Source organism: Clostridium sp. CM037 (assembly GCF_055081095.1).
The window spans coordinates 1,781,997-1,797,224 of sequence record NZ_CM143650.1 but is presented as its reverse complement, the minus strand read 5'-3'; the positions used below and the strand labels follow the sequence as shown (position 1 = coordinate 1,797,224).

Here is a 15,228-nt window from a genome sequence, read left to right as displayed (position 1 = left end):
GCTTTTTATTTTAAACAAAAAACAAAAACACAGGCATAATAACTTTACCTGTGCTATAAGTTGGGTTAAATCTGACCTAAGACAACGCATCCAAACTTAGATACCATGCTACTTATTCCGTTAATTTTTACATAACCCTCATTTTTTATTTAAGAGTAATACTGATTTTACAGCTTCTCTAATCTCTTCATATGACGTGCATCTGCAAATATTGGATTGAAGCCATTCCTCAATAGTTTCGTCATCTGCATCCGGGTGAATGGTTATAAGTCCATAACAGTTCATTATGAAACCTGGAGTACAATATCCACATTGAAAACTCCATTTATCTATAAAAGCTTTTTGAATTGGCTCTTCTTTTAAGCCTTCAATAGTGGTCACTTTATGTCCAATAGCTTCAACAGCTAGCATAATACATGATTTAACAGGCAATCCATCTAAGAGTACAGTACATGTACCACAATCTCCATTTTCGCACCCAGCCTTTGCTCCAGTTAGTCCCAATTGTTCTCTAAGCACTCTAAGTAGGGTATCCGCAGGCCTAATAATTAACTTTCTCTTTTCCCCATTAATATTGAGTTCTATTTCTGATGTTTCAATATATGATATCATTTCCCTTCACCATCCAGTATTTCCAAAGTATAATCTAGTAAATTTCTTAATACGAACTTCTTATATTCAGAGGAACCCTGCATATTGCCTAGTATAGGAGCAGGCAAATGACTTATCGCCTGTTCTATCCTTTCCTCCTTTGAAATATTTTTGTTATTTATATACCCTTCCATTTCTATAGACCTAAATGGAAAAGCACAAACCCCGCTAAATGCCATTTGAATATTATTATATTTACTAAGTGCAGCCATACTAATTAAAGGGTACCCTATCTTTTCTTGTTTGGTCTTCTTTATACATATATTAGGCAAATCGGAATAACTCATATCTGTTGTCAATTGAAAAAGCAATTCTCCTTTTTCCAGTTGAAGACTTTGATTAAAAGCACGATTTATTGGAACTATCCTTTTACCTTTTTCTCCATATATAACTGCATTGCTATCTGCAATTAAATGGCCTAAAATCGCTTCCTTATATATGATTTTGCCACAAATATCCCCTCCTACAGTTATCATATTACGCGATGTATGATCTGCCGGAAAGTTTGCTGTCTTACTTAGGAATGGGATTAATTTATTCTCGGCAATGCGAGCAAGTGTAACTGCAGCTCCTATTACTAGCTGGTCACCTCTTTTTTCAAATACATTGCACTCAGAAATTCCTTTAGTGTCTATTACTGCCTTTGTAGATATATCATTTCTCCTTGCCATAGTGATTATTTCTGTACCACCCGAATAATATAAAGGCTCCTTACCGCTCTGGCGAAGATTGTGATACAGTTCTACTGCCTCATCTAATGAATCAGGTTTATAATACTCAAAATTCAATGCAATCATTATTGTCCTCCCTCTTTTGCTTTCCATATGAACTCAGGAGTTAACGGCAATTGGTTAAGGGGGACATTTGCCGCATAAGATAAGCTGTTTGCAAGCGCTGCTGGCATTCCAATTACACCATGTTCTCCAATTCCTCTTGCACCATATGGGGCGTCTATTTGTGGAGTTTCTATAAAGTCTACAAGATACTCTGGAGTTTCTCCAAATCTCGTAATTTCATATGTTCTTAGCTGCTTATTCTGAATAATGCCTTTATCCGTAAACAAAAATGCTTCTCTACTAGCAAAACTCAATCCCTGGCTCATACCACCAGAGATTTGACCTTTTGCAATCGCTGGATTAATAACCTTCCCTGCATCTATAACACAAGCTGCCTTTGTAATTTTGTAGGTATATTCCTTTTTATCAAATTCTACTTCTACAGCTGTTGCACCAACAGTCCACTCTGGACCTGGATTACCCTTGCCAGTTTCAGGATCTAATCCTGTTAGATGTTTTAAAACAAAACTTCCTCTTCCAATAACCTGTCCTCCAACTGAATTTCCATTGGGATAGGTATAGCCAAATGCTATTTTACTTATTTTTATTCCTATTTGGAGATTGTCTTTTAAAAATACTCTTCCCCAACCAACTTCCAGTTCATCGGTGGAACACCTTAAAGGAATAGCTGCTGTTATACATAGTTGATCAATGGCATCCTCAGCTGCTCTAAGTATTGCTCTACCAATCAGCAAAATAGTCCTGCTTGCAGCTGTTTTCCAGTGATCTGGAGATGTCTGAGTATTAACATCCATCACTACATGGATTTGATCTACATCCATTTTCATTTTTTCTGCTAATATCTGTGCCAAAGCTGTTTTAGTTCCCTGCCCCATTTCAACTGCACCACAAATAAGATTAATGCTTCCATCCGGATTAAAGGTAAGAATTGCTCCTCCTCCTGCATTTAAAGCTGTATTTGAATTCTTCCAGAAGAAGCTTATACCTTTAGCCTTCACTTTACCATCCTCGGTTTCAGCTATTCTTCCCTCTTCCCAATGTATTAGTTCAGATAACCTTCCAATACACTTTGGTAAATTTCCCAAATTACTTCTAGTGAGTAAAGTTTGAGTAGGGCTAGTATCCCCTGGTAATATTGCATTTCTTAATCTTAATTCTAAAGGATCCATCCCAATCTTATCCGCTAGTATATCGATTATTCTCTCTATTGGGAATGTAAGCTCCGCATGACCGAAGCCTCTGAAAGCTGCAGCATAAGGATGATTTGTATACATACACAATGAATCACACCATACATTTTCAATATTGTATGGCCCTGTACAGTCTATAGCAGCTGCCCTGCTTATAATTACCGCTCTATCTGAGTATGCACCTCCATCAAATAAATATGTTATCTTTGCAGCAGTTAGCCTCCCATATTTTGTGCATCCTAGCTTAACTTTTGCATCAAGACCTATATGAACTGGAGATGTAATCATATCTTCTTCTCTTGTATTTGTAAGTTTAACTTGTCTTCCTCCAACCGCCTTTGAACACAAACAAGCAATGAATTCTAGCTGTACAGCTGTTTTACCTCCATAAGCCCCACCTACTAAAGGTACATTAACAATAACCTTACCAGGGTCAATTTTAAAGAAATCACTTATAAGCTTTTTTATTACAAAGGGTGCCTGAGAAGCAGAGTATATAATAACCCTACCATCCGGTAATATTTCTGCCCGTACACACCTGGTTTCCATAGCAGCATGATCTGAGGGCGGAAAAGAAAAGCTAGCTTCAACAGTTACCTCACTTTTATCCAAAGCCTTTCTAATATCACCTTTTCTTATTTTAGTTCTGTTAGCAATATTTGTATTAGCTTCTGACAGCGTATCATCTATAATTGTATATTGACCAAGATTTTCATGAACCAATGGGGCATCTTTTTTAAGAGCCTCGCCAGGAGAATTTACAACTTGCAAAGGTTTATACTGTATTTTTATAAGCAAAGCCGCTTTTTCAGCCTCGATTTCGCTATCAGCCACCACCACCGCCACGGGTTCACCATTGTATCTTACTTTATCTATTGCAATAGGATGTCTATCAATAATAGTTGATCCTATAAGCTGCGGAAAGTACTTGCCTGTTATTACCGCCCTAACTCCTGGAGATTTTAATGAATCTGCATATTCAATAGATTTTATTTTTGCATGAGCATGAGGACTTGTTATCATTCTTGCATATAAAAGTCCTGGAATTTGATAATCATTGGTATATTTAGCCATACCTGTTACTTTATCTAAAGACTCTTTTCTAGGCACACTTTTACCTATATTATTTATTTTATGCATAGACTCTCCTTTAAATAATATTCATATACTTTTATAATGTATTTATTATTGTTAATCATTATGAATTTATTTCAGGCTGAGGTGCTCAAATGAATTATCAAAGAAATAGTAGCATATGATCCTGATATCTTATGGATACAGTGTAATTGACTAAATCAAATTGACATCCAGTTAAGTTTTAATTATTTATATGCTGATATCTCTAAAAGCTTATCAACAGTAACGAAGCTGTATCCCATTTCTTTAAGCTTTGAAATAATTTGTGGCAGTGCCTCGGTAGTGACTTTTTTATCTTCATTACAATGCATTAAGATTATTTCTCCAGGACGTACGTTTTCAACTACATTTTTAACAATATTATCAACTTCACATTGCTCCCAATCTAAGGTATCGGTGGACCAAATTATGTTTTTGTAATTTAATGTTGTTAAAGAATTCTGAACAGCATCATTTGTATCACCATAGGGTACTCTTATTAATGCAGGCGTTTTTCCTATTACCTTATTGATTTCATTTTCAGTTAAAGTTACTTCATTCCTAATTTCAGCTGCATTAATAGTGGCGAAGTCTTTATGAGCCCAACTATGATTTGATATTACATTTCCATCTTCATAGGCCTCTTTAATTATGGATTTGCATGCTTCGATTTGTTTACCAATACAGAAAAAAGTGCCTTGAATATTATTCTCGCGTAATACTTTAATAATTTTAGGAGTATTTACGGGGTCTGGACCATCATCAAATGTAAGTGCTACTACCTTGTTTTCATTTTGGCCATTAATATATAAGTCAGAAGGATATTTTTTAGCTAAGTTCACTACATTTTTTCTCCATTTTGTCATTGCTGCATCGGGATAGATTGTAGGTCTACTACTTGTACCTAAAATATCATAAATGACTTGAGCTTTTTTCGTAGTTGTGTCCGAGGAATTTTGAGGTAGCGTGAGTTCACTCGCAGTAGGTTGAATTATGTTTTCTTTATCTGTAGTCTTATCTACAGAAGATTGTGTCTCTGTTATTTTAATCGGAGCATGTATTTTATAAGTAATAAATACTGAACCTATAAGTAATACCAAGAGGCCAAATACGCTAAATAATTTTTTCATAAAATAATCAAACCTTTCTTAAATTATTAAGTTTTCATAATTTTGCTATTATATAAAATGAGTTATAGTGCCCGTAATACAATACATAAAATTCTTTATATCCCTCAAAGCATTTACATCCACACCCTAACCTCCCACTCTTTTAACTTCTATAAAAGAATGTAAAACCCTTTAATTCCTATAAAAGCGGCAGGCATAATTTGAAAATAAATAAGGGTTATATTATAGAAATATAATATAACTCAGGTTGTTTACAAACCCAGTATAATTTTTTTATTATACTGGGCTTTTTACATGCAATTATGCGATAGCATTTTGAGTTATGGATAAATTTAAAATAACAACTATGTTCTTAGTTAGAAAATCAAAAAACCTTAAAGATAGCAGGCTAGCTATCTTTTTCATATTCTGCACTGCTGCTGTAAGCAGACACTGCTCTTGCACATTTTCTAATCCACGCATATGGCAATAGCGAAGCCCATGCAGTTGTTTTGAATCTGCGAAGCTTCGCTCTATAGTTTCTTTTCTTCTTCTATATATATTTCTGCCTTTATCTGTTCTGGTGAACTTTACAACATCTTCTTTATACGTTTCCCAAACATGTCTTCTAATAGTTTTAAACTTGCTTTTTGCAGAAAAGCATTGAGCTCTGTTTGGACATATGTCGCAATATTTTGCATTACCAACATATTCTTTATATCCTTCTCTTGTTGTTGTTTTATAATGTAAAGCCCTTAAGTCAGGGCATACGTAAATGTCCTGCTCTTTAACATATTGGAATTTATTTTTTGTGTACATTCCTTTTGTATGTGGAGACCTACGGTATCCCATTACAGATTTTAATTCCCTCTCATATAGTTTTTTACATATAAGATTTGTAGCATAACCAGCATCTGCACCAACATATTTTGTATTAAAATTAAACTTTTTTATTTGCACATCTAATCTATCGATATAAGGATCAACATCATTTATGTTTCCAGGAGTAACATACACATCAGTAATTATATTATGTCTGCCTAAATATGAGAAGCCTTCCGGCTTGCCATCTCTCATCATATATCCACTGTCGGGGTCGGTTGTGCTAACTTTAGTTTCTTTTATTTTGGTAACAGGTTCTTTTTCTTTTAAAGGTTTTTTACCATGGTTTATTCTATCTTCTTCCACTGCTTTATTAAGTTCAGCTACATATTCTTTCGGCGTTTTTTCAACTTCAATTTTCACAAGCTTTCGCTTATTAGCATTTGCTTTTAGGTGTGTAGAATCTGTGTAAAGTATTTTACCGGTTACCATCTTAAGATTTATAGCCTTAAATACTACTTCGTCAAATATTTTTTGAAACACATCTGTTCCTTTAAATCGTCTACGTCTATTTTGGCTAATTGTTGAATGATCTGGAATAGTATCAGTAAGACTTAGCCCTAGGAACCATCTATAAGCCACATTTACTTCAATTTCCTTTACAAGTTGTCGTTCAGATTTTATTCCAAATAAGTACCCAATAAACAGCATTTTAAAAAGTAGAATGGGATCTACGCCAGGTCTTCCATTATCTAAGCAGTAATATTTTTTAGTCAGTTCTCTTATAAAAGAGAAATCCATGTATTTATCTATATTTCTCAAAATATGGTCTTTAGGAACTAAATCTTCTAAATACACCATTTCTAGTTTTTGTTGTGTGAAGTTTTTTTCATTAATCATAATAATGCCCTCCGAATTATAAAGTTTGTATACTATATATATTCGACATTGATGTCCTAAAATCCTTTTTGAATATGAAAAAAACACTCCAATTTTAAATTAGAGTGTTTTACATTTTATGTTTGTCAACGGTCTGGGTTATATTATAGAAATATAATATAACTCTTATTTTACTTTATATATATTATTTAGTCACAAGCATAGTGTTGAAAACATGGCAATTTCTAAGGGAATCCCTTTAGCTTCCCTTAGTTGGTGTTTTTAGAAAATATTACATTTTGAAAATTGCAAAAATACCACCTATAACTAAAATACAACCACCTATCCGTATAATTACCATATATAAATCAGTAGGTTCTGCGTTAGTTTTTGTTTTCCATGATTCTGCAATTTTCCACATTGCTTTAGGCTTTATTAGCATTACACATCCGATAATAACAAAAATATACCAACTGTTAATTCCATTGGACATCCTCCCTTCGTATAATATAAATAATACCCTAGAAATATTAACAAGTATTTCTAAATTATACTTCATTTACATACTTACTATAACATAATTTCAATTATAAGAACCATAATTATACATAAATTACTTCCCCTAATAAGACCTCCTCTTGTTGCGTTTAAGAAATATTTGATTTATAGTGGCATAGGGAAAACAGTGGGGAAAGGTCATTTATGGAATTAATTTCTCGTATTCCTGGCTATCCATGTGGTTCAATACAATTATGACAAAAAGACCCTACAAAGTAGAGTCAATTAACTTTGAGACAATTACGCCTTTTTTTTAAATATCTACCTTATAGGGACCATATTATACATGTATAATATGATTCTTATTTTATTTTTTATGTCCTTAACATATTAAATGTTCTACTTGTCACGGAATAACTCTAAAAGGTTTATATAGTGATTGGCTTCTCTAAGGACATGATCTGCCAAAAGCGGAACAATTATTGACTTGATTTTACAATTTAAGAGCCCTTCAGTAGCCTGAGTCTTAAAGTCTCTAATCTTAATAGTTTGTTTTAAAGTGTTATCCGTAAGGCCAGATAACTCTAATGAAGATTTATTCACAGCAGATGCTTCTTTTCTTAGTGTTTCAAATTCTTTCCCAAAATTATTTGATATATTGAATAGTTCCACTTCAGTAGGATCTAATAACCCTCTAATAAAGTAAGAATGCTCTGACATTATTCTGTTCCAAAAGGTTTCCTGTTCAACTATATCTCTTTGCACATCAATCTCAATACCATTTTGTAATCTTGTTAATAACGTTGCAAAGAATATTGCCTCCCTAAGTATATGATCTATTAACAATGGATAAGAGGTAGTAAATACCTTGCAGGATAAAACATCGCTTTTAAGTTTGGCTTTGAATTTAGCAATCATATTAGTCGCTGCTATAGAATTGTAATTCAGCGCATAAACATATTCAGTTAGCATGGATGGGTTCATATTATTCATTCCAGGTACTAATGAATTTTCCATAGCGGTTACGCTTGAGTCTATAAAAATTCCAGTAGCAAATTGAGTTGCCCTCTCAGCATCCATTGTATATTTAGTCGAAATTTCATTTGCCTTTAATACCCTAACAGGAATTACTCCATCAGACAATGATATTGCATGTGAAAGCAATCTAGTAAATTCATTTTTAAAGGCATCTGCTTGATTGATTAAATTCCTATCCTTTATAACAAATGCTGCCTCCAAAAATATGGAGTGCTCCTTCATTATTCTTAGAAAGAATAGGTTTAACTCTAAAGATTGATTAATAAATTTTTGATTTGATATCATAACATGCTCCTAAATTATTATTTTATAATTAATAATATATTCAGAATAAATGTTTTAAATGATTATAAAAATAATATTTTACAACAATTTTTATTTCAAAAAAAATACTTTTGATGAAACTGTGGAATCCAAAGCTCTGATGCGCAATAAATCAGAGAAGGATTTCACCGTAAAATAACCCCATACCATTATTGTATGGAGTATACTAATTTTATAGATGAAGCTTGTTGAATTTTGACTTGGATCTTTCACTCCATATTATCATTTCCTTTGTAGTGATTTAACCTGTTAACGGCTGGGCCTTCTATAATATCACCTTCAAAAGTAAATCTTGATCCATGACAAGGACAATCCCAGGATTTTTCCGCACTATTCCATTTCAGTTCACAACCTATGTGCGTACATGTTATATCAACTATATGCAGTTTTCCATTTTTATCCCTATATGCTCCATACCTTTCTCCATCAATCTCTACCATCTTTCCCTCATCATTTTTTAATTCAATATTATATTGTCCAACCTGAAGTTTTCCTTTTATTAACTGCTTTGCAACATCAAAATTTTCCTTAGCAAAATTCTTAATCCCATCAGTTGAAATATTACGCGATGGATTATATACGTCTTGATAGGGACTTACCTTATTAACTATAATATCCCTTAGTATATTCGCAGCCGCTGTTCCATTTGTCATTCCCCATTCACCATAACCTGTAGCAACATAAATATTTTCTGATGAAGAAGTAAGATTACCTACATATGGCACACCATCTATTGTTATATAGTCTTGAGTCGACCATCTATACAAAATTTTTTCAATACTAAAGTTTTTTTCAGCATACTTTTCTAAATTAACATAATGTTTTATCATATCACCACCATGAGCAGTTTTATGATCTTGGCCCCCGATAATTATCATCTGAGCATCCTTATACTTTTGTGAACGGAAATACCAACCTTTCTCCCCTGCATCTACAAATGTACCTTTTGGCAATTCATCCTTTATTTTTGCAGTTATTACATATGACCTTTGTGGTCGAAGCCTTGCAAAATATAGCCCTAACCCATCATAAAAAGGAAAATGTGAAGCTAAAACAACTATTGGAGCTATTACTTTAAAGCCTGTGTCTGTTATTACAGTGTATAAATCATCATGTTCAATATCTACAGCTCTGGTATTTTCATATATGTTACAATCATTGCTAGAAATGTTTTTAGCAATTTCAAGGAGGTATTTTCTAGGGTGAAATTGGGCTTGATTTTCAAAACATAATGCACCCTTTATTGAAAATGGCAAATCCAACTTTTCAACATATTTTGCTTTTATACCTAGCCTTTTAGCCGCTTCTACTTCTTCCTTAATAGTATCTATATAGTTTTCATCTGTTGTATAGATGTATGCTGGTAGCCTACAAAAATCGCAATCAATATTATATTTTTTTACCATACATTCTATAAAATCTATTGCCCCTTCGTTAGCATCTGCATACTGTTTAGCTTTTTCAATTCCCACACTTCTAATTAAATTACTATATATTATATCATGTTGTGAAGTAATATAAGCTGTGGTGTGCCCTGTAGCTCCCTTGGCTATTTTATCTGCTTCAATTAACGCAACTTTGAACCCTTCATTTTTTAAAAGGAGAGCAGTTGTTATGCCTGTAATACCTCCCCCTATTATTGCTATATCAACTTTAACGTCTTTTTCTAAAGCTTTATAGTTTGTTTCATTAGTTGAATCAATCCAATAAGATTTTGATTTTAATTGATTATTAATACATACATCATTTTTTTCATCCATAAAATTACTTCCTCCCTTTAAGAATAAAAGAACAATTTTATTTTGTGTTTACAAACTAAAAATATGTACATTAAAAATTATGTCACAAATTTTAAAAAAAAGATTATAAAAAATATAAAAGTAGTTTGTGCATGTCACGGGTGAATAATATTGTATCTGTATTGATTTAATGTGATGAAAATGGTTTAGAGGAGCATAAGCTCCTCCTAACCATTTTAAAAATATTCAATATTCAAATATAATTTATTATTTGCTGTTTATTACAAAAATGTACTAACTATAAATTTCAATTTTTAATGCTCTCACTCCAGCGATTATATTGCTCTTCCTGGTAGTATAGCATCTAGTATTCCAATGACTATTGAAGCAAATATTGCACCTATCATAGATACTCTCATCCCAGGAACTAGGAATTGCGCTATATATAATATTATAGCCGCTATTACAAACCCTTTTATTCCCTTCCCAAAAGGTGATGCATCGACGCGCATAAGTTTTTCCACTAAATAATCTATTAAAGATATAACTACCGCCGCTAATATAATTGACCGTAGACCCACAAGTACAAAACCTGGTGTTAAAAATGACGTTATAGCTAATATAATTGAAGTTACTACAAATCTTATTATCATACCTGTTAAGCTATTAAAAGCACCTTTTTTCTCTTTATTTTCCATAATTAAATTACCTCCTTATTTAAATTTTTTTATACTTATATGTTTACCAAGAAGCTGAAATTTTATTATGAAAAATAAACAAACATTATTTCACTAACTATTACCATCAAAATAAAAATTATAAATTAATAAAAACTGTCAATAATATAAGTAGTAATTAATAAGGAAGTGTTACCGTGAATGACCATTTAATAATAATATTTAGATCAATTATTACGTATTTTGGTCTTCTTTCTTTTACTAGAGCTATGGGAAGAAAACAAATATCTCAATTAACATATTTCGATTATATAGTTGGCATATCAATAGGCTCTATTGCAGGAGAGGCAGCTGTAAATAAAAATATTGGAATTTTTGATATCATTATTTCCATTGCAGTATGGAGTATTCTTACAATATTCATTTCAAAAATAACTTTTAAAAATATTAAATTAAGACTATTAATAGATAGTGAACCATTATTAATCATTGATAAAGGAAAAGCTATTTATAAGAATATGAAGAAGGCTAGATACAATATAGGTGATTTATTGATGCAACTAAGGAATAAAGATATTTTTTATATTACTGACGTAGAAATAGCAATATTAGAGCCTGATGGTAAGCTTAGTGTTTTGAAAAAAGCAGAACAAATCACAGTAACCGTTGGAGATATGAATATTAAAAAATCTAAAACTGGAATGATGGTAGACATTGTTTTAGATGGGAATATTTTATCTTCACACTTACCTTTAATTCAAAAAGATGAGGATTGGGTAATGGCACAATTAAAAGCAAGAAATATTGATAATATCAAAGATGTGATTTTTGTAGGGGTACAGCCGGATGAACAAATTTATATCGTTACTAAATATAGTTAAATAATGATTAACCTCAACCAATTCCAGCTCTATTGCTTCTACCTTCCATTACAACTACATTTTAAAAATTCTTTTATACTTTATGCCCAATTAACTTTATAAAGTGAACACAGAAAATGTATCATGCATACTTACATTTAACAAAAAATATTAATCGCCGTATAATTATGCATATTTCCCATTTTAAATACAGCAAATGTTACAACTATTTTAATTATTATATTATATAAGTCTAAGAACAAAGGAGTATAACAAGATGAAAAATCAAATCATTGATGAAATTGAAAATATAAAAGAAGATCTATTGGAAATAAATGATTATATATATAATAACCCAGAATTAGGTTGTGAGGAATTTAAAGCGGTTGAAAAATTAACATCTTTTCTTGAAGAACATTTTTCCAAAGTCGATATTAATATAGCAAACAGGGAAACTGCATTTAAAGCTATATATGACAGTAACCTAAAAGGTCCAACCATTGTATTTTTGTGTGAATATGATTCATTACCAGGAATAGGACATGGCTGTGGTCACGACATGATAGGAACAATTAGTGCTGGAGCGGCCGTTGCTTTAAGCAAAGTAATAGACCAAGTTGGTGGGAAAATAGAAGTATATGGAACCCCTGCTGAAGAAACATTTGGTGCGAAAGTTGATATGGTTGAACAAGGAGTATTTGACAATGTTGATGTTGCTATGATGATTCATCCGTATGGCAAGACATGTTCAAGTGGATCATCCTTGGCTATGGAAGCACTTGAGTTTGATTTTACAGGAAAGTCAAGCCACGCTGCAAGCACACCTGAAAATGGAATCAACGCACTGGATGCAGTGCTATTAATGTTCAATGGTATAAATGCAATGAGACAACATGTGACTTCAGATGTAAGAATACATGGCATTATCAGCGAAGGTGGTGTAGCTGCCAATATAGTGCCCGATAAGGCTGTTGCAAAATTCTACATAAGGGCCCAGAAAAAGGCCTATCTTAAAAAAGTGATACAAAAGGTAAAAAACATTGCAAATGGAGCCGCACTCATGACTGGAGCGAGTGTAAAAATCAGCTTGTATGAGCCCTCTTTTGATGATATGAATACTAATAAAAATTTATCTGATGCATTTAATGAAAACTTGAGAATGTGCGGTATAACAGATATCAACCCACCAGAAAATATCGGCTCACTAGATATGGGAAATGTAAGTTACATTGTACCATCAATACACCCTCTGCTTGGAATAGGGAACCCAAAATTGAACTTACATACCGATGAAATGGCTAAAGCAACAATAACGCATAAGGCCCATAATTCTTTGATTATAGGGGCTACGGCACTCGCTTGTACTGGGTACGATGTTATTACTGATAACAACCTGCTTTCCATGATAAAAAAAGAATTTTATGACAGTTTAAAGTAATCATGCCTAATAAAAAGCAAGAGCATTAACTCACTGTATAAATATGCACAAATATATAAAATAAATGTATGTCTCATGAAATAAAAAGAGAACAAAAATTGATATCGTAACAATGAATCAATATATAACTTCATTTTTCCCTATTTAACCCTTTAATTTTTGTGATATTTTGATAATACGATAATAAAGGTATACTCAAGCCATATGCTTTAATTTCGTATTTTCTATTAATTGTCAATCCCCAGTACACATCTTCAGAATGAATTTTAAATTCTAATAAACTATTAGCATCCTCAAATACCTTTATATCGCCATTCTCCATTTGTGCATAAATTAAATACCTATCAATATTATCGCGTCTTATTATTCGTTTATTTGCAATGGTTACTGTATAAGTATTTCTAAAAAAATGCGGAAAGAATATAACTACACCTACCATTACAATAATGCTAATTATTATTTTTCCAATCTTAAATTTCGAAAAAAATCTATTCCTAAATTTATAAGAAATGTTTTTTATCATAAAATCTCCTTTATTTTAATAAATTCATTTACTTTAATTGTTACTCCTTTTTCTAGATATTAGAACATAATATATATAAATATTTTCTAAACTAATTTTATTTTAATACATAGCATAGATAAATGGATTGAGGTACAAACTAGAAGATTATACAATCTAAAGACTTTTTGAATTTATAAACATTATATTGATTTTTAATCTATTTTAATTTATATTAGTATATATAGAGATTTATGGAAGGATGTTAGAATGAAAACTTTCAATAAAGATATCGGAGCACTTGGTGAAGATATATCAGAAAATTATTTAAAAAATATAGGATATAGAATATTAGATAAAAATTTCAGATGCAAATGTGGTGAAATAGATCTAATAGCAATAAATAAAGGCTATATTTGCTTTGTAGAGGTGAAAACTAGATATGGGATAAATTATGGAACACCCGCTGAATCGGTTACTTCTTCTAAACAGAAGAAAATTTATAAAACAGCTCAGGTATATATTTCCCAAAAAAATATTATTAACTATAATTTCAGATTTGATGTTGTAGAAGTTATGCTGAATAGTGATAATAATAATTTTTTAATTAATCATATTGAGGACGCTTTTCAATTATAATTTTAGATGAAAATAAAAATTAAATTATACTTTAATTTTTATTTTCATCTAAAATATTTCTCAAGAAACTTTTTCTATGTATTTGAATAGTTCCGTATTTTTTTATTGCAAGCACATGTTCTTCTGTGCCGTAACCAACATTTCTATCGAATCCGTAATTTGGGTATTCATTATGATACTGTACCATCAGTTCATCTCTATATACTTTTGCAATTATAGAAGCGCACGCTATGCTTATACTTAATGTATCCCCCTTTATTACAAACTCATTTAAATCTGAAAAGTTTTTTATTTTATAACCATCTGATAATACTAATTCCGGTTTAATAGTTAGCCCCGCGTAGCATTCTATAAATACTTGATTATTGCACCACCCAATGCCTTTTTCATCAATCTCTTTATTGTCGATAGCAATAATTTTATAGGCTAAGGCTTTTTCTTTAATAATATGAGCTAGCTCTTTTCTGCTAGATATTGATAATTTTTTAGAATCGTTAGCTCTTAAGATTAAATCTCTATCCTCGTTTGATTTTAAATTTAATACTACTGCTGCTGCAACTATAGGTCCAGCTAAAGGGCCTCTTCCAACTTCATCTACTCCAGCAACATATTTATAGTCCCCAAAGCTTCTATCAAATTCGTACATTTTTTTTACTCTCTGAATTTCCTTTTCTTTTAGCTCAATCATTCTAGACATTTTAATACCTAATTTTTGAACGGTTTTCCTGTTGTCTTGTAATAGCATATTAGATATGATTTGCTTATCGCCATCAAAGAAAACGTTTTCAGTATTCTCTAAACTCAACATATATGTAGATATTTCCTTGTAACTCATGTTTGAAAATTTAATATTAAATTCCATGGTATTGTCTCCTTACTATTTCTTAATAGTGTTATTTAGGCATCTTAAAAAACAAGTATAGCACTAACATTTTTTTAAGATGCTCTA

14 protein-coding genes are annotated in these 15,228 nt (G+C 31.7%); 3 read left to right on the top strand and 11 right to left on the bottom strand.

All coding sequences use genetic code 11. The features are described from left to right. Positions 1–138: 138 nt before the first annotated feature. The 9 genes from ACWJKP_RS08570 to ACWJKP_RS08530 form a co-directional block, all read right to left on the bottom strand. Entirely contained in the window at positions 139–612 is a 474-nt protein-coding gene (locus ACWJKP_RS08570) for a (2Fe-2S)-binding protein (protein WP_165414688.1), read from the bottom strand. Then, positions 609–1,448 (bottom strand): FAD binding domain-containing protein, encoded by an 840-nt coding sequence (locus ACWJKP_RS08565; protein WP_462961488.1) that lies wholly within the window; start codon positions 1,446–1,448, stop codon positions 609–611. Before ACWJKP_RS08565 ends, ACWJKP_RS08570 begins: the two co-directional genes overlap by 4 nt. Next, positions 1,448–3,778, bottom strand: a complete 2,331-nt coding sequence (locus ACWJKP_RS08560) for a xanthine dehydrogenase family protein molybdopterin-binding subunit (RefSeq protein ID WP_165414686.1) — start codon at positions 3,776–3,778, stop codon at positions 1,448–1,450. The genes ACWJKP_RS08565 and ACWJKP_RS08560 overlap by 1 nt, the downstream gene beginning before the upstream one ends. A gap of 182 nt (positions 3,779–3,960) precedes the next feature. Further along, entirely contained in the window at positions 3,961–4,884 is a 924-nt protein-coding gene (locus tag ACWJKP_RS08555; RefSeq protein ID WP_165414685.1) for a polysaccharide deacetylase family protein, read from the bottom strand. Positions 4,885–5,184: 300 nt separating this feature from the next. After that, entirely contained in the window at positions 5,185–6,585 is a 1,401-nt protein-coding gene (locus ACWJKP_RS08550) for an IS1182 family transposase (protein WP_224578980.1), read from the bottom strand. Positions 6,586–6,856: 271 nt separating this feature from the next. Further along, positions 6,857–7,123, bottom strand: coding sequence for a DUF6199 family natural product biosynthesis protein (locus ACWJKP_RS08545; protein WP_224578981.1), 267 nt, complete (start codon positions 7,121–7,123; stop codon positions 6,857–6,859). Between the two features lie 338 nt (positions 7,124–7,461). Further along, positions 7,462–8,385 (bottom strand): DUF2935 domain-containing protein, encoded by a 924-nt coding sequence (locus ACWJKP_RS08540; RefSeq protein ID WP_165414000.1) that lies wholly within the window; start codon positions 8,383–8,385, stop codon positions 7,462–7,464. Between the two features lie 248 nt (positions 8,386–8,633). Continuing rightward, positions 8,634–10,184, bottom strand: a complete 1,551-nt coding sequence (locus ACWJKP_RS08535) for an FAD-dependent oxidoreductase (RefSeq protein ID WP_165414001.1) — start codon at positions 10,182–10,184, stop codon at positions 8,634–8,636. Positions 10,185–10,498: 314 nt separating this feature from the next. Further along, entirely contained in the window at positions 10,499–10,861 is a 363-nt protein-coding gene (locus ACWJKP_RS08530; protein WP_165414002.1) for a phage holin family protein, read from the bottom strand. Positions 10,862–11,037: 176 nt separating this feature from the next. Between ACWJKP_RS08530 and ACWJKP_RS08525 the strand changes: the two genes are divergently transcribed. Both ACWJKP_RS08525 and ACWJKP_RS08520 read left to right on the top strand, forming a co-directional pair. After that, positions 11,038–11,721, top strand: a complete 684-nt coding sequence (locus ACWJKP_RS08525) for a DUF421 domain-containing protein (RefSeq protein ID WP_165414003.1) — start codon at positions 11,038–11,040, stop codon at positions 11,719–11,721. A 256-nt stretch (positions 11,722–11,977) separates the two neighbouring features. Beyond that, a complete protein-coding gene (locus ACWJKP_RS08520; protein WP_165414004.1) occupies positions 11,978–13,138 on the top strand; it encodes a M20 family metallopeptidase in 1,161 nt (386 codons plus the stop codon). Positions 13,139–13,268: 130 nt separating this feature from the next. On the opposite strand, the gene ACWJKP_RS08515 is transcribed toward ACWJKP_RS08520, so the two are convergent. Then, a complete protein-coding gene (locus ACWJKP_RS08515; RefSeq protein ID WP_165414005.1) occupies positions 13,269–13,661 on the bottom strand; it encodes a DUF1523 domain-containing protein in 393 nt (130 codons plus the stop codon). A 249-nt stretch (positions 13,662–13,910) separates the two neighbouring features. Between ACWJKP_RS08515 and ACWJKP_RS08510 the strand changes: the two genes are divergently transcribed. Beyond that, positions 13,911–14,279 carry a YraN family protein gene (locus tag ACWJKP_RS08510; protein ID WP_165414006.1) on the top strand — a complete coding sequence of 123 codons (369 nt, stop codon included), beginning with the start codon at positions 13,911–13,913 and terminating at the stop codon, positions 14,277–14,279. Between the two features lie 31 nt (positions 14,280–14,310). Here ACWJKP_RS08510 and ACWJKP_RS08505 read toward each other — a convergent pair whose 3' ends face one another. Further along, positions 14,311–15,114, bottom strand: a complete 804-nt coding sequence (locus tag ACWJKP_RS08505) for a ribonuclease HII (RefSeq protein ID WP_165414026.1) — start codon at positions 15,112–15,114, stop codon at positions 14,311–14,313. Positions 15,115–15,228: the final 114 nt, after the last annotated feature.